The sequence below is a fragment of the Massilia orientalis genome (genome assembly GCF_030411975.2).
GTDB classification, from domain to species: domain Bacteria; phylum Pseudomonadota; class Gammaproteobacteria; order Burkholderiales; family Burkholderiaceae_D; genus Telluria; species Telluria orientalis.
The window spans coordinates 51,365-74,828 of record NZ_JASNRB020000001.1 but is presented as its reverse complement, the minus strand read 5'-3'; the positions used below and the strand labels follow the sequence as shown (position 1 = coordinate 74,828).

The 23,464-nt window shown below is 68.8% G+C and carries 22 protein-coding genes; 10 read left to right on the top strand and 12 right to left on the bottom strand.

All coding sequences use genetic code 11. The features are described from left to right. The first annotated feature begins 14 nt into the window (after positions 1-14). Both QPK29_RS00350 and QPK29_RS00345 read left to right on the top strand, forming a co-directional pair. A complete protein-coding gene (locus QPK29_RS00350) occupies positions 15-1,217 on the top strand; it encodes a glycoside hydrolase family 88/105 protein (RefSeq protein ID WP_056125531.1) in 1,203 nt (400 codons plus the stop codon). Then, positions 1,214-1,531, top strand: coding sequence for an L-rhamnose mutarotase (locus QPK29_RS00345; RefSeq protein WP_371769234.1), 318 nt, complete (start codon positions 1,214-1,216; stop codon positions 1,529-1,531). The genes QPK29_RS00350 and QPK29_RS00345 overlap by 4 nt, the downstream gene beginning before the upstream one ends. A gap of 4 nt (positions 1,532-1,535) precedes the next feature. On the opposite strand, the gene QPK29_RS00340 is transcribed toward QPK29_RS00345, so the two are convergent. After that, positions 1,536-2,465, bottom strand: a complete 930-nt coding sequence (locus QPK29_RS00340; RefSeq protein ID WP_371769233.1) for an alpha/beta hydrolase — start codon at positions 2,463-2,465, stop codon at positions 1,536-1,538. 46 nt (positions 2,466-2,511) lie between these two features. Here QPK29_RS00340 and QPK29_RS00335 point away from each other — a divergent pair, with 46 nt between their 5' ends. Next, a complete protein-coding gene (locus tag QPK29_RS00335; protein ID WP_371769232.1) occupies positions 2,512-3,144 on the top strand; it encodes a 3-keto-disaccharide hydrolase in 633 nt (210 codons plus the stop codon). A gap of 5 nt (positions 3,145-3,149) precedes the next feature. Here QPK29_RS00335 and QPK29_RS00330 read toward each other — a convergent pair whose 3' ends face one another. Next, the gene (locus QPK29_RS00330) at positions 3,150-4,478 is read right to left on the bottom strand and encodes a TolB family protein (RefSeq protein WP_371769231.1); all 1,329 of its coding nucleotides are present in this window, start codon (positions 4,476-4,478) and stop codon (positions 3,150-3,152) included. Positions 4,479-4,632: 154 nt separating this feature from the next. Between QPK29_RS00330 and QPK29_RS00325 the strand changes: the two genes are divergently transcribed. From QPK29_RS00325 to QPK29_RS00315, 3 genes are read left to right on the top strand one after another with little or no spacing between them, the layout of a single operon-like run. Next, complete coding sequence (locus QPK29_RS00325) at positions 4,633-6,321, top strand: rhamnogalacturonan acetylesterase (RefSeq protein WP_371769230.1); 1,689 nt, start codon at positions 4,633-4,635, stop codon at positions 6,319-6,321. After that, positions 6,318-7,001: a DUF6250 domain-containing protein gene (locus tag QPK29_RS00320; protein ID WP_371769229.1), complete on the top strand. Its 684-nt coding sequence runs from the start codon at positions 6,318-6,320 to the stop codon at positions 6,999-7,001. Before QPK29_RS00325 ends, QPK29_RS00320 begins: the two co-directional genes overlap by 4 nt. Positions 7,002-7,013: 12 nt before the next feature. Continuing rightward, positions 7,014-8,420, top strand: coding sequence for a glycoside hydrolase family 88/105 protein (locus QPK29_RS00315; RefSeq protein ID WP_371769228.1), 1,407 nt, complete (start codon positions 7,014-7,016; stop codon positions 8,418-8,420). Here QPK29_RS00315 and QPK29_RS00310 read toward each other — a convergent pair whose 3' ends face one another. From QPK29_RS00310 to QPK29_RS00295, 4 genes are all read right to left on the bottom strand, one after another. Continuing rightward, on the bottom strand, positions 8,421-9,239 hold the full coding sequence (locus QPK29_RS00310; protein WP_371769227.1) for a metallophosphoesterase: 819 nt from the start codon (positions 9,237-9,239) through the stop codon (positions 8,421-8,423). It lies immediately after the preceding gene. A 45-nt stretch (positions 9,240-9,284) separates the two neighbouring features. Then, a complete protein-coding gene (locus tag QPK29_RS00305) occupies positions 9,285-9,692 on the bottom strand; it encodes a hypothetical protein (RefSeq protein WP_371769226.1) in 408 nt (135 codons plus the stop codon). Positions 9,693-9,885: 193 nt separating this feature from the next. Continuing rightward, positions 9,886-11,274, bottom strand: coding sequence for an NCS2 family permease (locus tag QPK29_RS00300; RefSeq protein WP_056125549.1), 1,389 nt, complete (start codon positions 11,272-11,274; stop codon positions 9,886-9,888). Positions 11,275-11,442: 168 nt separating this feature from the next. Beyond that, positions 11,443-12,105 (bottom strand): O-methyltransferase, encoded by a 663-nt coding sequence (locus QPK29_RS00295; RefSeq protein ID WP_371769225.1) that lies wholly within the window; start codon positions 12,103-12,105, stop codon positions 11,443-11,445. A gap of 161 nt (positions 12,106-12,266) precedes the next feature. On the opposite strand from QPK29_RS00295, the gene QPK29_RS00290 reads away from it, so the two are divergent. Next, positions 12,267-12,821 (top strand): TetR family transcriptional regulator, encoded by a 555-nt coding sequence (locus QPK29_RS00290; RefSeq protein ID WP_371769224.1) that lies wholly within the window; start codon positions 12,267-12,269, stop codon positions 12,819-12,821. A 103-nt stretch (positions 12,822-12,924) separates the two neighbouring features. Here the strand turns inward: QPK29_RS00290 and QPK29_RS00285 are convergent, their stop codons facing one another. Beyond that, positions 12,925-14,400, bottom strand: a complete 1,476-nt coding sequence (locus QPK29_RS00285) for a tryptophan halogenase family protein (RefSeq protein ID WP_371769223.1) — start codon at positions 14,398-14,400, stop codon at positions 12,925-12,927. Positions 14,401-14,567: 167 nt separating this feature from the next. Here QPK29_RS00285 and QPK29_RS00280 point away from each other — a divergent pair, with 167 nt between their 5' ends. Then, complete coding sequence (locus tag QPK29_RS00280; RefSeq protein ID WP_371769222.1) at positions 14,568-16,742, top strand: glycoside hydrolase family 3 C-terminal domain-containing protein; 2,175 nt, start codon at positions 14,568-14,570, stop codon at positions 16,740-16,742. On the opposite strand, the gene QPK29_RS00275 is transcribed toward QPK29_RS00280, so the two are convergent. Beyond that, the gene (locus tag QPK29_RS00275; protein WP_371769221.1) at positions 16,708-18,027 is read right to left on the bottom strand and encodes a GMC family oxidoreductase N-terminal domain-containing protein; all 1,320 of its coding nucleotides are present in this window, start codon (positions 18,025-18,027) and stop codon (positions 16,708-16,710) included. The genes QPK29_RS00280 and QPK29_RS00275 overlap by 35 nt on opposite strands. Positions 18,028-18,088: 61 nt before the next feature. Here QPK29_RS00275 and QPK29_RS00270 point away from each other — a divergent pair, with 61 nt between their 5' ends. Further along, complete coding sequence (locus QPK29_RS00270) at positions 18,089-18,544, top strand: Rrf2 family transcriptional regulator (protein ID WP_371769220.1); 456 nt, start codon at positions 18,089-18,091, stop codon at positions 18,542-18,544. Then, positions 18,525-19,445, top strand: a complete 921-nt coding sequence (locus tag QPK29_RS00265) for an NAD(P)/FAD-dependent oxidoreductase (protein WP_371769219.1) — start codon at positions 18,525-18,527, stop codon at positions 19,443-19,445. Before QPK29_RS00270 ends, QPK29_RS00265 begins: the two co-directional genes overlap by 20 nt. A gap of 31 nt (positions 19,446-19,476) precedes the next feature. Here QPK29_RS00265 and QPK29_RS00260 read toward each other — a convergent pair whose 3' ends face one another. From QPK29_RS00260 to QPK29_RS00245, 4 genes are all read right to left on the bottom strand, one after another. Beyond that, positions 19,477-20,643: a DUF2382 domain-containing protein gene (locus QPK29_RS00260; protein WP_371769218.1), complete on the bottom strand. Its 1,167-nt coding sequence runs from the start codon at positions 20,641-20,643 to the stop codon at positions 19,477-19,479. Positions 20,644-20,663: 20 nt separating this feature from the next. Continuing rightward, positions 20,664-21,095, bottom strand: a complete 432-nt coding sequence (locus QPK29_RS00255; RefSeq protein ID WP_400189705.1) for a YsnF/AvaK domain-containing protein — start codon at positions 21,093-21,095, stop codon at positions 20,664-20,666. Between the two features lie 114 nt (positions 21,096-21,209). Then, on the bottom strand, positions 21,210-22,184 hold the full coding sequence (locus QPK29_RS00250) for a family 43 glycosylhydrolase (RefSeq protein WP_371769216.1): 975 nt from the start codon (positions 22,182-22,184) through the stop codon (positions 21,210-21,212). After that, on the bottom strand, positions 22,181-23,446 hold the full coding sequence (locus QPK29_RS00245; RefSeq protein ID WP_371769215.1) for a rhamnogalacturonan acetylesterase: 1,266 nt from the start codon (positions 23,444-23,446) through the stop codon (positions 22,181-22,183). The genes QPK29_RS00250 and QPK29_RS00245 overlap by 4 nt, the downstream gene beginning before the upstream one ends. Between the last annotated feature and the right edge of the window lie 18 nt (positions 23,447-23,464).

Here is a 23,464-nt window from a genome sequence, read left to right as displayed (position 1 = left end):
AAATGGAGAACGACATGATCAAGACCCGACGACTCACCCTGTTGGCCGCAAGCCTCGCGCTGGCGCTGCCGGCGCTCGCGCAGACGACCGGCTACCCGCAACCCACGCCCGCCATGCAGGCCATCATCGACAAGGACATCAGCCGCCACTTCGGCGACGCGCCGGCCGACGCGGGTCCGCTCGCGACGGACCTGTCGCCCGAGCTGACGCCCGCCGCGATCGACAAGGCATTGCGCAAGGTGGCCGACTGGCAGCTCGCGCGCTCGCAGCCTTACTTCTCGCGCATCTGGACGGAGAGCGTGATGTACACGGGCTTCATGGCCGCCTCGGAGGCGACCGGCGACCCGAAATACCGCGACGCGATGCTTGCGATGGCGCGCCATTTCGACTTCCAGGAGCGCGACCGCCTGCCGAACGCGGACGACCTGTCGATCGCGCAGACCTATCTCGACCTGTACTTCCAGGAGAAGAACCCGGGCATGCTGCGCCTCACGAAGGCCGAGATGGACGACCTGCTGCCGCTGGCGACGCTCAAGCCCAACGATCCGCGCATCCCGTGGTGGTGGTGCGACGCGCTGTTCATGGCGCCGCCCGTGTGGGCCAAGATGTTCAAGGCGACGGGCGAGCGTAGATATCTCGACTACATGCACCTGAACTGGAAGCGCACGTACGATCTCCTGTACGACAAGGACGAGCATTTGTACGCGCGCGACGCCAGCTACAAGGACAAGCGCGAGGCGAACGGCAGGAAGATCTTCTGGTCGCGCGGCGAAGGCTGGGTGATGGGCGGCCTGGCGCGCGTGCTGGACTACGTGCCGGCGGACGATCCGCAGCGCGGCTTCTATGTGCAGCAGCTGCGCGAAATGTCGGAAAAGCTCGCGTCGCTGCAGGGCGCGGATGGCCTGTGGCATGCGGGCCTGCTCGATCCGAAGACATATCCTCTGCCGGAAATCTCGGGCTCCGCCCTGTTCGTGTACGGCATGGCGTATGGCGTGAACCACGGCCTGCTCGACGGCGCGAAGTACCGGCCCGTGATCGCGAAGGCCTGGACCGGGATCCTGAAGAACGTGTATGCGGACGGCCGCGTCGGCAATATCCAGCAGACGGGCGCCGAACCGGCGTTCTACCGTCCTTCGTCCAGCTACGACTACGGCGTCGGCGGCTTCATGCTGGCGGCGGCGGAACTGAAGCGCATGGCGCAGGGAGGCGCGCGATGACCGAGACCAGGGCCTTCATCATGCGCCTCAAGCCGGGGAACGTGGACGAGTACAAGCGCCGCCACGACGACATCTGGCCGGAACTGGCGGACCTGCTGCGCGCGTCCGGCATCTACGATTATTCGATCTTCCTCGACGAGGCGTCGTTGCAGCTGTTCGCGGTGCTGAAGCTGCGTGACGGCCATACGGTCGCCGCGCTGCCCGAGCATCCCGTCATGCGGCGCTGGTGGGATGCCATGGCGCCGCTGATGGAGGTGGAGCCGGGGAACCGGCCGAAGGAATGGCCGCTGCGGCAGGTCTTCCACCTGCCGTGATGGCTCATTTGCGGCTTGCTTCGGGGTCGAGCAGGCCGCGCGCCTTGAGCCATTCCTCCGCCCGTTTCGGCCACGCCGACGCCGTTCCGAGCCCCGCCCGCATTCCCATCCCATGCGACCCGTGCTCGAACAGATACATCTCGGCCGGCACCTTCGCCCGCGTCAGCGCCTGGTAGAACAGGATGCTGTTCTCGACCGGCACCGTCTGGTCTTCCTGCGTGTGGATCAGGAGTGTCGGCGGCGTGGCGGCCGTGACTTGCTGCTCGACCGACATCAGCCGCACATCGGCCGCGGACGGGTTGGCACCCAGCAGGGCCTTGCGCGAACCGGCGTGCACCGCCGGGCCGTCCATCGTGATCACCGGGTACATCAGCACGAGGAAGTCGGGCCGGGCGCTGATCTTGTCGAGGTCCGCGCCCGTGCGGCCCAGCGGGTGGTCGTACAGCGTGCCCGCGCTCGCCGCGAGGTGGCCCCCCGCGGAGCTGCCCATCACGCCGATGCGGTCCGGGCGGATGTGGTACCGTGCGGCCTGGGACCGCACGAGGCGGACGGCGCGCAGCACGTCGCGCAGCGGCGCCGGGTGGCCGAACTCCTGCATGCGATACTTGAGTACGAAGCTCGTGATGCCGAGGGTGCCGAGCCAAGCCGCGTATTGCTCGCCTTCGCGCGCCGTGGACAGCCGCACGTAGCCGCCGCCGGGGCAGATGATGACGGCGGTGCCGTTCGGGCGGTCGACGGCGGGGCCGTACACGGTCAACGTCGGCTCGCTCACGTTGGACACGCGGCCGTCGTCGACGTGTTCCGGACCGAGGCCGGGCTTCGCATCCGGCACGCCCTCGGGCCACAGCGGGATCGTGGCCGTGGCGGGAATTTGCGGCGCGGCGAAGGCGGCGTCGACGGCTCCGGCGAGCAGGGTGCCGGCGACGAGTTTCATGGTGCGTCTCCTGGTTTCATTCGAACGATTCATTTGAGGTCCTGACATGGTAAAGCTTGGATGGTTGGGCAGCGCACTGTTGTGCGCGGGTTTGCTGGGGTGTGCGTCGACGCCGGCGCACGTCGATGGTCCGCTCGGCGCATTGGATATCGTGACGACGCCGGCCGCCGCGCTGGACACCGTCTGGCAGCCGCGCGCCGACGGTGTCATCGCGGTGGCGGGCAAGCCGTCCGGCTTCATCGCCACGCGCGACACGTACACGGATTATCGCCTGCACGTGGAATGGCGCTGGACCGGCAAGCCGGGCAACGGCGGCGTGCTGCTGCACGTGGCGTCCGGGCCGAAGGACGGCGTCTGGCCCTACAGTATCCAGGTGCAGACCAAGCACGGTGCGGTCGGCGACCTGCTGCCGATGGCGGGTGCGACGTTCGACGAACCGCTGACGACGGCGCCGGGCGCCTACCCGCCGATCAAGGCGCACGTCGCCGCGGACAGCGAGCGTGCGCCCGGCGAGTGGAACAACATGGACGTGCTGGTGCGCGGCGGCTGCATCGACGTGACGATCAACGGCGTCGCGCAGAACGCCGTCACGATCGCGCAGCCGGCGACCGGCCGCATCGGCTTCCAGCTCGAAGGTACGCCGTACGAGCTGCGTAACCTGCGCGTCGAACGGCTGTAGGACGGTCAGCGTTTCAGCCATGCTTCCGGCACCGGCACGATGCAGATGTTCAGCGTGCGGCCATCCGCCGACAGCATCGCGGACTGGATCTCGATGCGCGTGCCGTCCGGGCTGAACGTCGGGTGAGGGTGGTCGGCGGCCGTCGTCTTGTGGCCCGTCGTCAGCAACTTCATCTCGTGCGAGGCGCGGTCGATCAGGTACAGGCTGCGGCTGAAATCGTCGCCGACGGCGAAGCGGCCGTCGCTGGACCCGTGCACGTGCCAGAAGCCGCTGCCGGACGGCGTCTGGCCGACGATCTGCATCTGGCGCGTGCGCAGGTTGACGATGGCGAGGCCGCTCGGCTTTTCACGCGTGCCCGTCCGGCCCCAGCCGTCGTCCTGGCCGGGATTCGCGCCGCCGACGTCGGTGCCCGGCGCGTCCACCGCGGCCGCCGCGCCGGGGATCGCGCGGTGGCCCATGATGGCGAGGGCCACTTCGTCCTTGCCGATCACCGCTTCGTGCGTCACCCATTCGTACGGCGCTTCCGGGTACAGCGGGCGCAGGCCGCTGCCATCCGCCTTCACGGTCCACGTGCGCTGCGGCGACTTGCCGCCCGTCTCCCAGCAGAACACGATCTCGCCGGGATTCCACAGATTCGCCTGGATGTGGCCCACCTGGAACGGCACCGACACGACGTGGCGCACCTCGCCCGTACGCACGTTCACGCGCGCGATGCCGGCGGGGCCGGCGCCCATCTTGCGCGGACCGAACGCGGGCTCCAGCTTCGTGCCCGGCGCCAGGTGGCGCGCCGCCTCGTGCGGGCCGACGCGGACGTACAGCCATTCCTCGTCGGCGTCCAGCGCCGTGTCGCCATAGGCTTCCATCGATGCCGGCAGGGTCGCGGCCACGCGCTGGTAGCTGGCGGCGTCGCCCATGCGGCCGGCCGCGCTGTCCGCGAGCACGCGCGCGAGGTCGACCTCTACGACTTGCCGGTCATCGCCCGCGCGGCGCAGGAAATACAGCTTCATCGATTTGCGGGCCGCGTTCAGCATGCCCTCGTAGCCGCCTTCCGTGACCTGCACGATGTCGCCGGTCTTTTCATTGACCGCCATCGCCTCGTTGCCGGCCAGGCGAGAACGGAAGATCAGCCACTGGCCGTCCGCCGTCCACTGCGGGTGCGTCTGGTAGATCTTCGAATCGCCATGCGGGCGGCTCGTGAGAAAGGTCAGGCGGGTGCCGGTGACGGGATCGACGACTTCCTTCCGTTCGGACGGGAAGCGCTGGCCGATGGCCGCGCAAGCATCGACGGATGCAAGCAGGGCGCAGCACAACGTGAATACGGCGTATGGGCGCATGGACGGTCTCCTTGTTGTTGGAATCCGATCATTGTTGCAGCGGCGGCTGCGCACAACCGATCATTTTCCTGATTCTTTAGTCGCACCCGTTTTGACGGCGGACGGCGCGAGCATAGAATGCAACGCAGAACAGAACAACGAACGGATTCCTGCCATGCCGCTGCATCCTGCCCTGCGCCGACTGCTCCACGCCGTGCTCATCCTCCTCGCCATCGCGAGCGTCCACGCCCAACCGCTGCCCGCCGCCGTCAATACCGACCCGGCCCGCGCCCAGGTCACGCTGCCGGAGCCCGCGAATCCAGCGCTGCCGTCGCTGATCCTGATCGGCGATTCGACGGTCCGCAATGGCCGCGACGACGGCCAGGGCAAGGGCGCGGCGGGCCAGTGGGGATGGGGCAATCCGGTCGCCGCCTGGTTCGATCCGGCCAAGGTGAACGTCGTCAACCGCGCCGTCGGCGGACTCTCGAGCCGCACCTACATCACAAGCGGCCACTGGGAGCGCACGCTGGCCTTCGTCAGGCGGGGCGACATCGTCGTCATGCAGTTCGGTCACAACGACGCCGGCGCCGTCAACGACACGAGCCGTGCACGCGGCACGATCCGCGGCATCGGCGACGAGACGGAGGAGATCGACAACCTCCTCACGCACAGGCACGAGACCGTGCACACCTACGGCTGGTACCTGCGCAAATTTGTGGCCGACATCCGCGCGAAGGGCGCCACGCCGGTCATCTGCTCGCCGATCCCGCACAAGCAGTGGGATGCGGCCGGCCACGCGAAGCGCGACCGCGACACGTACGGCGGCTGGGCCGCGGCGGTGGCGCAGGCGGAGCATGTCGGCTTCATCGACCTGAACGAGGGCATCGCGCGCCGCTACGACGCGCTGGGCCAGGACGCCGTCGTCCAGCTGTTCCCGCAGACGACGCCGGACGAGCACACGCACACCAACTGGGCCGGCGCCGTCCTGAATGCGCAAGTCGCGGTGGAGGGCATGAAGGCATTGGGCGATCCGCGCATCGCCGCGTGGCTGAAGCCCCGGGCGCCCGTGAATCCGCTGCCGCCCGTGCGCGAGGACGACCGTCCCGTCGTCGACGCGCGCTCGGTGCGCGCCGAGGCACCGCGCGACGCCAGCCTGCCCACGTTGTACCTCGTCGGCGATTCGACGGTGAAGAGCGGCGGCGTGAACGGCGCCATCGGCTGGGGCGAGCGCATCGCCCCGTACTTCGATGCCCGCAGGATCAACGTGGTGAACGCGGCGATCGGCGGCCGCAGCAGCCGCACCTACTTCACGGAAGGACGCTGGGACAAGGTGCGCGACGAGTTGAAGCGCGGCGACGTCGTGCTGATCCAGTTCGGCCACAACGACGGCGGCCGCATCGGCGACCCGGCGATGAAGAACCGCGCGTCGGCGCCGGGCACCGGTGCGGAGACCGTCGAGGACACGCGTCCGGACGGCACGAAGGAGCAGGTGCACAGCTTTGGCTGGTACATGGCGCGCTACGTGGCGGATGCGAAGGCGAAGGGCGCCACCGTGGTCCTCGTGTCCCCCGTGCCCCACCGCGACCGGTGGCAGGAAGGCCGCGACTTCGCGACGTTCGCCGACTGGGACCGCGAGGTCGCCGAGGCCGACGGCGCGCTGTTCATGGACCTCACGCTGCTCGTGGCCGACGGCTACAGGCGGATCGGCGCGGCCAAGGTGGACACGCTGTTCGCCGACGCGCGCACGCACACGAATGCGGCGGGCGCCGAGTTCAACGCGGAGCGCGTCGTGGCCGGCCTGAAGGCGCTGCCGGGCAATCCGCTGGGCGCATATTTCGCCGACCGCGCGCTGGCCGCCCAATGAGGTCCGCACTGATCTTGTGGATGGCGCTGTGCGGCGCCGCGCATGCCGACGACTGCACCGCATGGGGCCGGCCCGGCGCGGTGCTGTTCCAGGACGATTTCCGCAAGCCGCTGGCAGGCTGGGTGGCCGAGTATGCGCGCACGCCGGGCAACGCCGTCGAGAACCGGGACGGGCGGCTCGTGATGGACGTCGACGGCGGCGCCACCGTGTGGCTGGATCGTCCGCTGTACGGCAATGTCCTGATCAGCTTTACGCGCCGCGTGCTCGTCGACGGCGGGAAGAACGACCGCCTGTCCGACCTGAACGTGTTCTGGATGGCGCGCGATCCGCGGCGCGCCGACCCCTTTAGGCGCAGCGGCAAGTTCGAGGACTACGACGACCTGTCGCTGTACTACGTGGGCATCGGCGGCAACCACAACACGACGACGCGCCTGCGCCGCTATGGCGGGGGCCGGCGCGAACTGGTCGCCGAGTACACCGACGGCGCGCATTTGCTGGAACCGGACCACGACTACCGCATCGAGATCGCGGTGTACGAGGGCTGCACGCGCGTGCGCGTGGACGGCAATACGTGGTTCACGTATCGCGACCCGCATCCATTGACGTCCGGCTGGTTCGGGCTGCGCACGACGTGGTCGCGCCAGGCGGTGGACGACCTGAAAATACAACGACTCGACTGACAGGAGACATGCTTGAAGAACCGTTTGAAGCCCTGCGTGGCGGGGGTGCTGGCCGCCTGCGCGCTGCACGCGTCGGCCCAACAGGCGCCGGCCCCGCAGGAAAAGGGGCCGGCAGCGGCCGACGCCATGCTGCACGCGCTGGACGTGCATTACCCGACGCCTTACCGCGCGATGGATGCGGCCGAGGTCAAGGCCGTGCTGGACCGCGTGTTCGACTACCTGGACAAGGTCACGCCGGCCGAGGTGATCGACCAGCGCACCGGCGCGCCCATCACGGACCTGTCCACGCCGAACGCGAACGCCGTGCTGAAGCCGGGCGACTTCCGCCTGACGAGCTATGAATGGGGCGTCACCTACTCGGGCATGCTGGCCGCCGGTGCCGCGACGGGCGACCGCCGCTACACCGACTACGCGCTCAAGCGCCACGAACTGCTGTCCCGGCTGACGAAGACGTATCTGCCGCTCGTGCTGGCCGACCGCGAGCATGCCGCCGCGCCCATCAAGAGCTTCCTGAATCCGCACGCGCTGGACGACGCCGGTGCGTTGTGCCAGAGCTTCCTGAAGGCGAAGCTCGAGGGGTCGCCGGTGGACTATTCGCAGATGATCCCGATCTGCGGCGACTTCGTCACGAAGAAGGAATACCGGCTGAAGGACGGCACCCTGGCGCGCGGCGGTCCGGACGGCCGCGGCGGCGTGAAAATGCGCCCGCTGCCCGATACGCTGTGGCTGGACGACATGTTCATGGGCGTGCCCACCATCGCGTACCTCGGCAAGGCGACGGGCGATGCGCGTTACTACGACGACGCGGCGCGCCAGGTGCTGCAGTTCTCGAAGCGCATGTTCAACAAGAACCTCGGCATCTACATGCACGGCTATGTCGAAGGCTTGCGCGACCACCCGGAGATGCACTGGGCGCGCGCGAACGGCTGGGCCGTGATGGCGATGGTCGAGGTGCTGGAAGTGCTGCCGAAGACGCACAAGGACTACAAGGCGGTATTGGACCAGCTGCGCGCGCACGTCAAGGGACTCGCCGGCTACCAGACGAAGGACGGCTTCTGGCACCAGCTCATCGACCGCAACGACACGTACCAGGAAACGTCCGCCACCGCGATCTACGCGTACGCCATCGCGCGCGCCGTGAACCGGGGCTATGTCGACGCGCAGGCCTATGGGCCGATGGCGAACCTCGCGTGGAACGCGGTCGCGAGCAAGGTGCAGCCGAACGGGCAGGTAGAAGGCATTTGCGTGGGCACGGGCATGGCGTTCGATCCCGCGTTCTATGCGTACCGGCCGACGAGCGTGAAGGCGGCGCACGGGTACGGGCCCACGTTGCTGGCGGGCGCCGAGATCATCGCCATGAACCGCAAGTTCAGGTTCGGGCTGAACGACAGCGGGTTGATGTACCAGGGTGTGCGCTGATCAGACCTCGATCACGAGATCTTCGCGGAACGCCGCCTGCTCGCCCTTGTTCGCATACCCGAGCGGATTCGCGACCACGCGGCAGCGCCAGCCCGTGCCTTCGACCACATAGTCGTTCGCGCAATGCAGGTGGCCGTGCATCCACACGTCCGCGAACGGCAGCAGGTCGTCCAGCGCATTGCAGAACCCCGCCGTGCCGGGCTTGATGCCGTAGCGCGGGTCGGCGCTGCGCAGGGTCGGGGCATAGTGGGTGACCGCGATCGTGGTGCCGTCGAACGGTGTCGCCAGTGCGTCGCGCAGCCAGGCCTGGCAGGCGAATGACAGTTCCCGCTGGCCTTCCGCCAGCAGCGGCACGCCATCCACGAGCGTCGTGTTCCCGGACAGGTAGTAGTTCGCGGCGCGGAACGCTTTGTCGCGCTGCTTGAGCTGGCGCCCGATGTCGGTTTCGGAGCCTGCCAGGGCGTCGAAGTCGGCCCACAGGGTCGTGCCGATGAAGCGGACGTCGCCGAGGGCGACGATCTCGCGGTCGAGCCACGTGATGTCCAGCGCGGCGCAGGTCGCGCGCAGGCGCGCGTGCGTGGCGGCGAAATCGAGGCCGTCGAATTCGTGGTTGCCGGGGACGTACAGGACGCGCGCCGCGGCGCCCGTCGTGGCCGGGGCGAAACGGCCGAGGCCGAAGTCGTCGGTGTCCAGGCGCGAGCGGGCCTGGTACGAGCCGATGTCGCCGGCGAGGACGACGACGTCCGTGTCGGCGAAGATGGTCGGCTGGAACCCGGGGTCGCGTTCTAGGTGAAGGTCGGAGAAGAGCTGGATACGCATCCAGCAAGTATACCTGTCTTCGCGAACGGACCCCGGTTCAATGCGTTACTTGCCGGCCTGCTGCAGCTTCTCGCCGGCGCGTTCCAGGCCGCGGCCCGTGGCGGCCGTCGCGTCCTTCGCGCCTTCCTTCACGTTCTGCGCGGCTTCATGCGATTCCTGGCGCACTTCGGCGCCGGCCTGCTGCATCTTGTCGCCGGCGCGGTCGGCCGCTTCCTTGACGTTCTGGTTGGCCTCGTGGGCGGCTTCCTTCGCATTCTCGCCGGCCTGTTGGGCGGCGGCGTTGGCGTTGGCGGCGGCTTCCTTCGACTCGGCAGCGGCCTTGGCGCCCGCGTCGTCGATGGCCTTGCCGGCTTCCTGGGCCGGGCCCATGCCGTTCTTGTCCTCGGCCTTGTGGCAACCCGTGACCAGCACGGCGACAGCAAGCATGATGCTCGAAATGGTGGTGGCTTTCATGATGTTCTCCTAGTAAGAAGTTGTCACTTAGGTTACACAATCTCGTAAAGTTGCGGCGTACGATACGGCTGGGCCGGATTCGGGCGCATCGAGGATCACAGGGAGAGAACGGTGGAAGGCCTGCCGCGGTTGACCGCGCGGCGACCGTCCGGATCCCGCGGATGGGGACGAACGGCCGCCGGGAGAGGGAGAGTCAGATGGCCCAGCCGCCCGCGTAGAACACGGCCAGCGCGAGGGCGATGCTGACGGTGCCGAAGTTCAGCTTGCGCCATTCGCCGGCCAGCACGCGGCCGATCACGAGGGTGCAGAAGCCCAGCATGATGCCGGTGACGATGTTGCATGAGAGGAGGATGAACACGGCGCATACGAGGCCGGCCAGCGCATCGAGCTTGTCGTCCATGTTCATGTGCGCCACGCTGCTCAGCATCAGCAGGCCGACGTACATCAGCGCCGGTGCGGTGGCATACGAGGGCACCAGGCCGGCCAGCGGCGAGAAGAAGATCAGGCCGAGGAACAGCAGGCCGACGACGACGGCGGTGAGGCCGGTGCGCGCGCCGGCCGCGGTGCCGACGCCCGATTCGATGTAGGCCGCCGCCGGTGCGCCGCCCACGAGGCTCGAGAACAGGGAGCTGACCGAATCGGCCGTCAGGGCCTTGCCGCCGTTGTGGATGTAGCCGCGCGCATCGACCTGGCCGGCCTGGCCGGCGACGGCGCGGATGGTGCCGGTGGCGTCGAACACGGCGGTCATCACGAGGGCCAGCACGCTGGGCAGCACGGCCATGCTGAGCGCGCCCTTGACGTCCATCGCGCCGATCAGCGAAGCGTGGCCCGGGCTGCTCAGTTGCGGCCACGAGAAGATGCCTGTGAAGTGCACTTTCGGATCGAAGGCCAGGCCGAGGGCGGAAATCGCGATCACGACGAGCAGGATCCCGCCCGGGACCTTGCGCTGTTCCAGGCCGAAGATCGCGGCCAGGCCCAGGATGCTCATCAGGACCGGGAACGACGTGATCTGGCCCAGCGCGACGGGCAGGCCGGCGCCCGCGTTCTTGACGACGAGTCCGACTTCGCTGGACGCGATCATCAGCAGGAACAGGCCGATGCCGACGCCCGTGCCGTGCGCGACGCCGGACGGCAGGTTCTGCAGGATCCACGAGCGTACGCCGGTGATGGAGATCGCCGTGAAAATCACGCCCATCAGGAACACGGCGCCCAGCGCGATCGCCGGCGTCAGGCCCTTGCCCAGCACGAGGCCGAACGCGGTGAAGGCGGTCAGCGAGATCGCGCAGCCGACGGCGATCGGCAGCCGCGCCCAGAATCCCATCAACAACGAACCGAAGGCCGCGGTCAGGCACACGGCCACGTACACCGCGCTGACGTCGAAGCCGGCCTGGCCCAGCATGCCCGGCACGACGAACACGGAATACACCATCGCGAGGAAGGTGGTGACGCCGGCCACCACCTCCGTCCGCTGCGTGCTGCCGCGCGCCGAGATCTGGAAGTACCGGTCGATTTTGCCGCTGGCGGCAGGTGGGGACGTGAAAGTCTCCGCGCGCTCGACGCGCTGGAGTTGAGGCTGTGACATGGCTGCTGCTCCTCTATGTTATCGGCCCCGGCGCGCGTTGCTTGGACGCGGCACCGGGTTGTCTCATCGTTATGAGTAGAGAAGCTTAGAGCCGAAGGCGCGCGGCGAACCATGCATCCTATGCATAGGCACTATACGCCTCGGCGTATTGTATTCGGCGCGACCGCGTCAGCGGGCGGTCCATACGGAGAGTTCGACGTCGTCGGCGAACGGCATCGACAGGTAACCGGACGCCGGCGCGCGCACGCGGGCGAGGTAGTCCGGGCTGTGGTCGGCATTGTCCGCGACGATCGCCGCGCCCGGGCGCAGACGCGGTTCCAGCAGCGCGAGGACGTCGGGATACAAGGCCTTGGCGCCGTCCAGCAGCACGAGGTCGATCGCGTCCGGCAGGCCGCCGGCGAGCGTGTGCAGCGCATCGCCCGTGCGGATCTCGACGAGATCGAGCAGGCCCGCGGCAGCCAGGTTGGCGCGCGCCCGCGCGACTTTCGCCGGCTCGAATTCGCTCGTGACCAGCCGCCCGCCGCCATTGTCGCGCAGCGCGGCGGCCAGGTGGATGGTCGAGATGCCGAACGACGTGCCGAATTCGACGATCGTCCGGGCCCGGCTCGAGCGGGCCAGCATGTAGAGCAGGACGCCGGTGCCGCGCGAGACGGGCAGGGCGAGGTCCTTCAGGCGGCCGTACAGGTCGCGGTAATCCGTCTTGCTGCGCATGAGGCGCTGCAGTTCCGCTTCCGCCAGGTCGCGGCAGGCGGCCAGCGGCGATTCGGCATCGGCCTCGGCAAACAGGCGCGCGAGCAGCGGGGCGACGGGATCGGTGGCGAGGGTGGTCATCGTGGTTCCTTGTGGTGGTGAATGGGTCCGGTTATTATGCGAAGAATCCTTCAGGTTTTCCATTCGCATTCCCAACGCCCCCGATGACCGAACGCCGCCGCCCCCAGATCGCCTCTCGCAAGGCACCGAAACAGGCCCGCTCCAATGAGCTCGTGGCCGCCGTGCTGGAGGCGGCTGTTCAGGTTCTGGCGGCGGAGGGGGCGCAGCGCTTCACGACGTCGCGCGTGGCGGAAAAGGCGGGCGTCAGCGTCGGGTCGCTGTACCAGTACTTCCCGAACAAGGCCGCGATCCTGTTCCGCCTGCAGAGCGACGAATGGCGCCGCACGACGGCCATGCTGTCCGCCATCCTCGCGGATACGGCGCGGCCGCCGCTGGACCGGTTGCGGTTACTGGTGCACGCGTTCGTGCGGTCGGAATGCGAGGAGGCGGCGATGCGCGTGGCGCTGAACGACGCGGCGCCGCTGTACCGCGATGCGCCCGAGGCGCGCGCCGTGCGGCAGTCGGGGGAAGAGGCCGTGCGGACGTACCTGGCGGAGGCGCTGCCGGGGGCGCCGGACGCCCCGCGGGCGCTGGCGGCGGACCTGCTCACCGATACGCTGTCGGCGGTCGGCAAGCAGTTTTCGGAGCGACCGCGGACGGAGGGGGAGATCGTGGCGTACGCGGATGGGCTGGCGGATATGTTGTGTGCGTGGATGGAGAAGCTGGCTGCAGCCTGACCGTCGTTCCCGCGAACGCGGGAACCCATACCGAGTTCGCGAAGTCGGTCCGTCGAATGTACCGGATTCCGTGGTCCAGCATGGCGGGAACGACATTTACACGTTAGCGACCCAGGATTTTTGCCAGATACTCCCGATGCGTCGGCACCGTCGCGACGGCGGTCGCAAGCTGGCTCGCGCGCTCGCGCACCCAGTCGAGCGACTGTTCCTCGGGAATCAGCTTGAGGGTCGGATCGCTGCGCGCCGGCCAGTTCTGCATGCCCGCGTGGATCGCGAGCCAGCTGTGGCCGTCGAAGCCTTCCTCGTCGTACTGGTGCAGCACGCCCGTTTCGCGCCATGCGTGCAGCTTGTAGGCCAGCGTCTCGGGCAGCTCCGCGGCCGCCATGGCTTGCCAGAACGGGGTGTCGCGGCGCGCGGTCAGGCAGTAGTGCATCAGGATGAAGTCGCGGATGCGTTCGAACTGGCGCGTGAGGCCCGTGTTGTACGTGTCGACGAGCTCGAGCGCGACGGGGCCGCCCCGCTGAAGGAGGGTCATCAAACGGCCGACGCCCACTTGCACCAGGTAGATGCTGGTCGATTCGAGCGGTTCCAGGAAGCCCGTCGCGAGGCCGATGCCGACGACGTTGTGCGACCAGAATTTCGCGCGGTGCCCCGTCGTGAAGCGCAGCAGGCGCGGCTCCGCCAGCGCTTCGCCGTCGAGCTGCTGCAGCAGCTGGTCGCGGGCCTTTTCTTTGTCGATGAAGCGGGTCGAAAACACGTGGCCGTTGCCCGTGCGGTCCTGCAGGGGAATGCGCCATGCCCAGCCGGCGTCCAGCGCCGTCGCGCGCGTGTACGGCGTCAGGGTGTCGCCCACGGGGGCGGACGGCACGGCCCATGCCCGGTCGACGGGCAGCCAGTGCGAAAAGTCGACGAACGGTTCGCCCAGCGTGCGGCCCAGCAGCAGCGAGGCGAACCCGGAACAGTCGATGAACAGGTCGCCCTTGACGACGCGGTCGTCGTCCAGCTTCAGCGACGCGATGCCGCCGTCCGGCCGGCGCGCCACGTCGACGACCTTGCCCTCGGTGCGGCGCACGCCGCGCTTCAGCGCGATGTCGCGCAGGAAGCGGGCGTACAGGTTCGCGTCGAAGTGGTAAGCGTAGTTGAAATTCGCGGCGTCCTTGCCGGGCGCGCAGAAGCGGTCGTTCATCGCCATCACGGTCGGCAGGCATTGCTCGCCGAACGTGGGCAGGTTGGCGCGCGGGTGCCGGCGGTACTGGCCCCACAGCGACTCGGGGCCGTTCAGCATGCCGAAGTCGCCGAACGTGTGGTAATAGTCCTCGCCCTTCACGCGCCAGTCGCGGAACCGGATGCCCAGCTTGTACGTGCCGTTCGTCGCGCGCAGGAAGTCCGCTTCGGGGATGCCGAGGATCTGGTGGTAGTTGCGGATCGAAGGGAACGTCGCCTCGCCGACGCCGACCGTGCCGATGTCCTCCGATTCCACCAGTTCCACCGTCGTGCCCTTCAGGCCCGTCGCGAGGGCCGTCGCGGCCATCCAGCCGGCCGTGCCGCCGCCGAGGACCACGATGCGTTCATAAGTCATGCTGTCTCCTGTTTGTATGCACATCGATTGTACTGATGTCTTTACGGCGCGCAAGAAACTTTTAGCGCCGGACACGAACTTGCGGCCCGGTGTTGTGAAAACGGTTTCAATCCGGGGTATGATTTGGATGTTCGCGCTAACAAAAAACGTTTACACAAGGAGACAGCATGCAGACGAACATCCTCCGCGCCGCGGCCCTCGCCGCCGCACTGTGCGCCGGGACCGCCCACGCGGCGACCTACCCGTTCCAGGACCCGAACCTGGCCCCGCAACAACGCATCGCCAACATCCTGGCGCTGATGACGCCCGACGAAAAGATCGCCGCACTGTCGACCGATTCCGGCGTCGCGCGCCTCGGCATCCCCAGCTTCGGCAGCACGGAAGGCATCCACGGCCTCGTGCAGCGCGGCGAATCGAAGCGCCAGCGCGAGCCCATCCCGACGACGCAATTCCCGCAGCCGCCCGGCATGGGCGCGAGCTGGGACCCGGAGCTCGTGCGCCAGGCCGGCGCCGTGCAGTCGACGGAAGCCCGCTACATCACGCAAAGCGGCAAGTACAGGCACCCGATGCTGATGCAATGGGGCCCGCAGGCCGATCTCGCGCGCGACCCGCGCTGGGGCCGCAGCGAGGAAGTCTATGGCGAGGACGCATTCCTCGTCGGGACGATGGCGACGGCGTTCACGCGCGGCATCCAGGGAGACGACCCGACATACTGGCGCGGCGCGGCGCTCCTCAAGCACTTCCTCGCCAACAGCAACGAGAACGGCCGCGGCAACTCGACGTCCGATTTCGACGACCGCCAGTTCCACGAATACTATGCGGCGCCGTTCCGCATGGCGTTCGAGGACGGCGGCGCGCGCGCCCTGATGGCGTCGTACAACGCGTGGAACGGGACGCCGATGGGCGTGCACCCGGTGCTGCGCAGCCTCGTGATCGGGAAGTGGAACGCGGACGTGATCTCGAGCGACGGCGGCGCCATCGGCAACCTGGTGAAACTGTATAAACGGTATCCGGACCAGAAGGCGGCGGCCGTCGCGGGCCTGAAGGCCGGCATCAACCAGTACCTCGACAAATACCAGGACGAGCTGCGCGCCGCGCTGAAGGAGGGCACCATCACGGTGGCCGATCTCGACGAGGCGCTCGCGCGCAAGTTCCGCACCACGATCAAACTGGGCCTGATCGACCCGCCGGCCGGCAATCCGTATGCCGCGATCAAGGACGGGCCGGCGCCGTGGGACAGCGCGGCGCACAAGGCGGTGTCGTTGAAGATGGCGCTGGAATCCATCGTCCTGATGAAGAACGACGGCCGCGCGCTGCCGCTCGCGAAGTCGCGCGTCAAGCGCATCGCCGTGATCGGGCCGCATGCGGACAGCGTGCACTGGGACTGGTATGGCGGTACCGCGCCGTACACGGTGACGGCGCTGGCCGGCATCAAGGCGGCCGTCGGGCCGGGCGTGAAGGTCGACTACGCGCCGGACAATGCGAAGGGCGCGGCCGTGAAGGCGGCGCGCGACGCGGACGTGGCCATCGTCGTCGTCGGCAACGACCCGACCTGCGGTCCGAACATGGCGCACGAGTGGACCGACGCCGGCACGAAGCCCTGCGCCGACCCGGGCGACGGCCGCGAGGGGCGCGACCGCGAGACCCTGGCGCTCGCGCAGGAAGGCCTGGTAAAACAGGTGCTGGCGGCGAATCCGCGCACGGTGATGGTGCTCGTGTCGAGCTTCCCGTACACGATCGGCTGGGCGAAGGAGCACGTGCCCGCGATCGTGCAGATGGCGCATGCGTCGCAGGACCAGGGCACGGCGCTCGCGCAGGTGCTGTTCGGCGACTACAACCCCGGCGGCAAGCTCGTGGCGACGTGGCCGGCGGCGGAATCGCAGCTGCCGCCGATGATGGACTACGACATCCGCCACGGCCGCACCTATATGTACTTCAAGGGCCAGCCGCTGTTCCCGTTCGGGCACGGGCTGTCCTATACGACCTTCAAGTATGGGAAGCTGCGCACGAGCGCGCCCGCGCTGGCGGCCGACGGCACGGTCGACGTCGACGTGGACGTGACCAACACGGGCAAGGTGGCGGGCGACAGCGTCGTCGAGCTGTACGCCGCGTGGCCGAAGTCTCAGGTCGAGCGGCCGCGCCAGGCGCTGGTCGGCTTCCGGCGCGTGAACGTGAAGCCGGGCGAGACGCGCACGGTGCGCATCCCGCTCGCGGCGCAACGCCTCGCGTACTGGAACACGCAGGCGGGCCGGTTCGAGGTCGAGCCGGTGCCCGTGAAGCTGATGGTGGGCGAGTCGTCTGCCGACATCAAGCTGACGGCGACGCTGCCCGTGAAGCGCTGACCCGCGCCAGGTGACGGCCCAGCCGCCAGCCCAGGCACAGCAGGGTGAGGGTGGGCGGCAGGCCCCACGGTTCGGGGATGACGGACGCATCGCACACGTACAGGCCGGGCGTCGCCGTCGCGAGGTCCGCGTCCAGCGCCTGTCCGATGCGCACCGTGCCGCCTGGATGCGCGGCGAAGTGGTGGCTGGCGAAGATGTGCCGCGCGCCGGCGGCTTCCAGGATGGCGCGCGCCTGCGCGATCCCGGCATCGAAGCGGCGCCGGTCGCCCGGCGCCAGCGTCTTGTCGACCCAGCGCGGGCCGACGTTGCCCTTGATCTCGTCGCGGATCTTGACCATGATCGTCAGCGTGCGGTCGTGTGCCAACAACCGGTCGACCCGGCCCGCCTGCGCCGCGAACGCCTGGTACATGGGGCGGGGCAGCGTGAGGTCGGCCAGGCTGATGCCGGCCTCCGGATCGTAATGCCCGGCCGCCATCGGCACCTCGGCGCCGCCGCCTTCGATGCCGTCCACCGTGCCCATCACGGCCACGACGGGGTCGCTGAAGAACGGCACGGGCCCTGCCAGCAGGCCTGAGGTACGCAGGATGCGCGGGCTGCCGATGCCGCCCGCGGCCAGCACGACGAGGCCGGCGCGGAAGGTCTCCATCCGCCCGCCGACTTTCGCTTCGACGCCCACGGCGCGGCCATCTTCCACCAGCACGCGCGTGACGTGCGCATCGGTGACCAGTCGCGCGACGTGCCTGCAGGCGTCGTCGACCAGCTCGCGGGCCGACCACTTCGCCCCGAACGGGCACCCGTAGACGCAGCGCCAGCATCCGGTGCGGCACGCGGCCGGGCGGATCATCTTGTCCAGCTTGCGCCACGCGAGTCCTTGCGCGCGGGCGCCCGCGGCGATGCGCGCGGCCATCGGCCCCACGAGATCGTCCGGCAGCGGCGCCATCGGCAGTTCCGCGCGCCAGGCGGCCAGCGCCGGGGCCAGGTCGATGCCGTGCCTGGCGAACATGGCGGCGGGCGGCGGCGCGGCGGTGGCGAAATTGATGGTCGACGTGCCGCCGGTCGTCAGCGCACGCACGAGCAGCGACAGGTCGCGGTGCAGGAACGCGCCCTTGCCGGGCACGGCGGCCATGCCGGCCATCTGCGCCAGCGTGCCCGCGAGCGGCGCGGCGCCGCCGGTTTCCACCATCAGCACGCGGGCGCCGGCCCGCGCGAGCTCGCGCGCGACGCTGGCGCCGCCGGGGCCGGTCCCGGCCACGATGGCGTCGAAAGAAGGGGAGTTCGAAGACATGCGGCATTGTAGCGTGCACGCCGTAGTGCACGCCGGCCAGTTTTGTACTATCATAAGTTACATGAGAACCGACAGCAAACTTTCCTCGATCCTGCACCTGTTGCTGCACATGGCCCACAGCGACCGTCCGCTGACGTCGGAAGAGCTGGCGGGCTTCCTGCACACGAATCCCGTGCTCGTGCGCCGCACGCTGGCGGGGCTGCGCGAGCGCGGCTACGTCGCGTCGGAGAAGGGACATGGCGGCGGCTGGGCCGTCACCGCCGACCTGCGGCGCGTGACCTTGCGCGACGTGTACGAAGCGGTGGGGTCGCCGACCGTGTTCGCGATCGGCAACCGCGTCGAGCAGCCCGGCTGTCTCGTGGAAAAGGTCGTCAACCAGTCGCTCGGCGACGCGCTCGCCGAAGCCGAGGCGCTGCTGCTCGCGCGCTTCGCGCAGGTCACGCTGGCGGAACTGTCCGAGCGCTTCAACGCGCAGTATCCCGAAGGAGGAGTACATCATGCACACCCATCAGAATGAGTCCGCATTCGACGTGATCGTCGTGGGCGGCAGCTACGCCGGCCTGTCGGCGGCCATGCAGCTTGCGCGGGCGCGCCGGCGCGTGCTCGTCATCGACGCCGGCCGGCGCCGCAACCGCCACGCGGACCGCTCGCACGGCTTCCTCACGCAGGATGGCGCGGAAGCGGCGGCCATCGCCGCGCAGGGCCGCGCCCAGTTGCGCGCCTACCCGAACGTCGCGTGGGCGAACGAGACGGCGGTGGCGGCGCGCATCGACGGTGACGGTTTCGACGTCGCGCTGCCCGATGGGGGCACCGTGCGGGGGCGCCGGCTGATCCTCGCCACCGGCGTCGCCGACACGTTGCCGGCCGTGGACGGCCTGGAGGAACGCTGGGGCACGAGCGTGTTCCACTGTCCGTACTGCCATGGCTACGAACTGGATGAAGGCGCCATCGGCGTACTCGCGGCCGGCGAAGCGTCGCTGCACCAGGCGCTGATGCTGCCCGACTGGGGCCAGGTCACCCTGCTGCTGAACGGCGCGTTCGAACCGCGGCAGGATCAACTGGCGGCATTGGCCCGGCGCGGCGTGGCCGTGGAGCGCACGCCGGTCGCGCGCATCGAAGGCCGGGCCGACGTGGTGCTGCAGGACGGACGCCGGCTGCCGCTGGCGGGACTGTTCGTCGCGACCCGCACGCACATCGCCAGCCCGCTGGCCGGGCAGCTGGGCTGCGCGCTGGAAACCGGACCGCTGGGGCCTTACGTCGCGACCGATGCGCAGAAAGCGAGCAGCGTGCCGGGCGTGTTCTGCTGCGGCGACCTGGCCCGGCCCGCCGGCAACGTGGCGCTCGCGGTGGCGGACGGCGCGCTGGCGGGCATCGCCGCGCACCGTTCCCTGATTCCCGAGCTGGCCGTCCTGGCGTGACGCGCGGCATGCCGCGCCGCGCCCTTGACGCTTACGACGTCATGCGGTTCCAGCCCGAGCGCACGGCCGCCTTCATGCGTTCCCACGTGGACGAGCCGCTGCCGCCGTAGCGGGTATCCCAGTCGCTGCGCAGGTCGGATTCCACGTCGTCCCAGTTGCGGCCCTGGTAGCGGGCGTCGCGCCGCATCTCGTTGCCGTAGCGGTAGGCCGGCGCATAGTCGTCGTAGGTGCCGCCCAGGCTGGCGTAATTCGTCTGCCAGTCATTGCGGTAATAAGTGTCGTCGTCGGGCGCGCTGCCCTGCAGCGGCTGCACCTCGACTTCCGTGTGGCGCACCGTGTCCTTGATGTTTTGCTGGCGCTGGCTGACTTCCTTGCCGACGACGACTTCCTCGACCACGCGCGCGGATTTCTGCACGATGGCTTCCTCGGCCGTTTCGCGCAGTTCGATCGTCTGGTCCTTGAGCGCGGCGACGTCGGCCGGGTCGAGCGGCTGGTCGACCGGACGGCGTTCCACGCTGACGTGTTCCTCGCGCAGCGACACCGTCTCGTTCACGGGCGTCTCGACCAGGCGCGAGAACACGCGCACGCCGCCCCGTTCGACCTGGCGCTTGCCGACCCGGACTTCTTCCTGCACGACCGGGATCGCGGCCTTGCCGGTGGTCCGGTCGACGGCCGTCTCGCGCTGCAGCGAGTCGGAACGCGAGGTCGAGTCGGACAGGCTGCCGGACAGGTTGCCGCCCTGCGTGCCCGACTGCATCGAACCGGCGGCCAGCGACGGCGACGTCTGCGGCTGGTAGGCGCTCGTGCCCAGCGATGCGGCGTTGCCCGCCAGGTCGTGGCGCTCGTCGATGTCGATCGGGCCGAAGCGTTCGATCACGTCCGCGGCGCGTTCCACCTCCGGTTCCGACGACGTGGTCAGGGTCAGCACATGCTGGCCGCCCGCGACTGCGGTGGAATAGCGGGTCGCATGTTCGTCGTGGTCCGAGCCGAACAGGTTTTCGAAGAAGTGCTTGATCGAGGCGCCCACGCCTTCCTCGTGGGTCGCGCCGAGCGTCGCGCCGGCCGTCGTCGTGGTGCCGGACAGGTCGGCGCTGGAGACATAGACGTTGTCGCGGGTGAAGCCCGATGCCAGCAGTTCGTCCATCGCGTTCTGGGCATCGCTGCGGTTGTCGAACACCGCTACGAGAGTATGTTGCATGATGCGTCCTCCGGTGATTGTCACGTGGGTGAGGTGTCGCCGTGCTCGTCGAAGCGCTCGACGCTGACCTGCTCGGACTTGAGCATGACCGTGTCGACGTGGTGTTCTTCGCGGCGGGTGCGCGTGATGTGGAGCTCTTCCTTGATGCGCAGCCGCCGTTCGACGACCAGCACTTCCTCGAGAATCGGTACCACGAGCGTATCCCCTTCGTAGCGGGTCGCGGGCGCCTGGTCGAGCGGGACGATGCGGTCCACCGGCACATGGTGGACCTCGACGTCGTCGCGCAGCAGGCGTTCGTCGATCCGGCAAGGGGTTTCGGCGACAGTCTTGTGGATACGTACGCCGCGACCAGTCTCGACGATCCGTTTCTCGACCCACGCCTCCTCATGGACCACGGGAACCCGCACGAGCTCCTGTTTTTCCTGATCGGGTTTTGCTGAGTCAAGGGACACGGTCCGCCTCCGGGATCACGACACTGGAGCGACCGAGATTACTCTATTGTCTACGGTTCCCGCGCACCGTTGCCTCCCCTCAATCGAGACTGTAGGACGGGACGCCGGGCGGCGTCATGGCCGGCGCAGCGCGGCAAGTACATCCGCCGGCACCTGCAGCGCCGTCCCGTGGCGCATGCGCCGCGCCGTGCTTTCGTCGGGGAAGCGCATCTGCGCGGTCACGTCTTCCCAGTGCACGAGGTCGCGCGAGCGCAGCGCGCCGTAGTGCTTCGTCGTGTAGGCGTCGTAGTACACGATGACGTCGTCGCCCACCTGCAGCGCCGTCGGGCCCTCGGTCCACAGGCCGGCGGGCGAGATCGGCGCGCCCAGCGGTTCGAACGGCCCCTGCAGGCCGGCGGCGCGCGCCAGCTGCAGGTATTTGCGGGGCGGGTGGCGGGTCTCGTCCTTCACGAGCAGCCAGTCGCCGCGGTGCGTGCGCAGGAACGTCGCGTCGATGACGGAAAAGCCCGGATCGTAGAACAGGCGGGTGGGCGTGAACGCGGCGAAGTCGCGCGTCGTCGTCGCGTAGATGCGGTGGTTGTATTTGTTGGCGCCGGCGTCGTCGCCGGCCGCTTCGGATGCCGCGAAACGGCCCGGGATCGTCGAGGACCAGAAGATCAGGTATTCGCCGCGCTTCTCGTCCCACGCGATCTCTGGCGCCCACGCGTTCAGGGTCGTCGGCTCGTGCGCCATCACGGGCAGCTCGCGTTGCGGCGACCAGTGGACGAGGTCAGGCGACGACGCGTAGCCGATGCCCGTCTCGTTCCAGCCGCTCGTCCACACCATGTGGTAGATCCCGTCCGGGCCGCGCACGATGCACGGGTCGCGCATCAGCTTCGCCTTGCCGACCGTGGGCGCCACGTAGCTGCGGCCGCCGTTCAGCGCTTCCCAGCGGTAGCCGTCGTCGCTCCCGGCCAGGTGCAGGCCGTCCTGCCCGTTGTCGATGAAGTAGGCGAATACGTAGGCGTCCTGTTGCGATGCCGGTTTGATGCCCGCGCAGCCGCTCAGTGCGGCCGCGCCGAGGGCCGTCAGTACGGTGCGGCGTTTCATTTATGCTCCTCGTCGCCCAGCGGGCGCTCTACGGTGTGATGGGGACTCGGCGGTACGGCAAACGCCGCGACCGGATCGGGATGGGCGGGATCGAACGCGAAATCGTCGACGATGAAACCGGCCGCCGGTACGCGCGCCTGGCGCAGGCCCAGCACGACGGCCTTCGCCAGCTCGTAGCTGCCGTAGCTGTCGTGGTGCGTGTTGTCCAGGCGGCCCGGCGCGGGCGCCGCGAACGCGGCCTTCGAGCCTTCCGGACCCAGCGCCTCGTAAAAGACTTTGCTCATCGCGTTCAGGTCGATGAACGGCACGTTCAATTCCTGCGCGGACTGGCGCGCGGCCTCGGCGTAGTCCTTCAGCGACGGGATCACATGGCCGTCGGCATCGAAGCCGCGCCGCTCCATCGATGACACGATCACGGGCAGGCCGCCGTGCGCGCGGACGGCGTCCACGTGGGCCTTGATCTCGGCCTTGTACGTCGTGAACGGGCCGCCCTTGCCATCCTTGATCTGCTTCTGGTCGTTGTGGCCGAACTGCATGAGGAGCGTGTCGCCCGGCTGCATGCCGCTCACGATCTTGTCCAGCCGGCGGCGCGCGAGCGAGTCCCGGTACGTCTCGCCCGATTCGCCGTGGTTGGCGACGGCGATGCCGGGCTTGAAGAAGCGCGGCAGCATCTGGCCCCAGCTGTTGTACGGTTCCGCCGGCTGGTCGCAGACGGTCGAATCGCCCAGCAGGTACAGGGTCGGCACGTGCGCCGGCGCGATGGCGATCGTGCGGACGGCCGGATGCGCGCCGTTGATTTCCAGCGTCAGGCGCGGATCCCAGTTCCACGCTTCCTCGACGGTTTCGCGCGGCGCTTTCAGTTTCACCTCGCCGCCGCTCGGGATCCTGGGCGTGCGCACGTTGACGATGAACGTCTTCGTGACGGTTTCGCCCGGCCGGGTCGCCACGTTTTCCAGCATCAGGCGGCGCAGTTCGGATTTCACCGTCGTCGTGGTCGCGGCCTTGTCGTCGCCAAGCGTGACGGTCACCGTGTAATTCCCTTCGGGGAGGTCGACGGAAAAATAATAGGGATGGACGCCGTCGGGCCGGCCGCCCGGCTCGAGGCCGTAGCCGCGCGCGGTGCTGTAGACCGCGTCGACGGGCGTGTAGCCGGCCGGCGCCTTGCCGGGGCCGAACGCGAACTTCCACTCTGCGGCATGGCCGTTGGCCGCGCAGGCGGCGAGAAGCAGGGCGCTGATCGCCCCGCGGATCGATGGGTTCATGGTTTTCCTGTGGTTCTA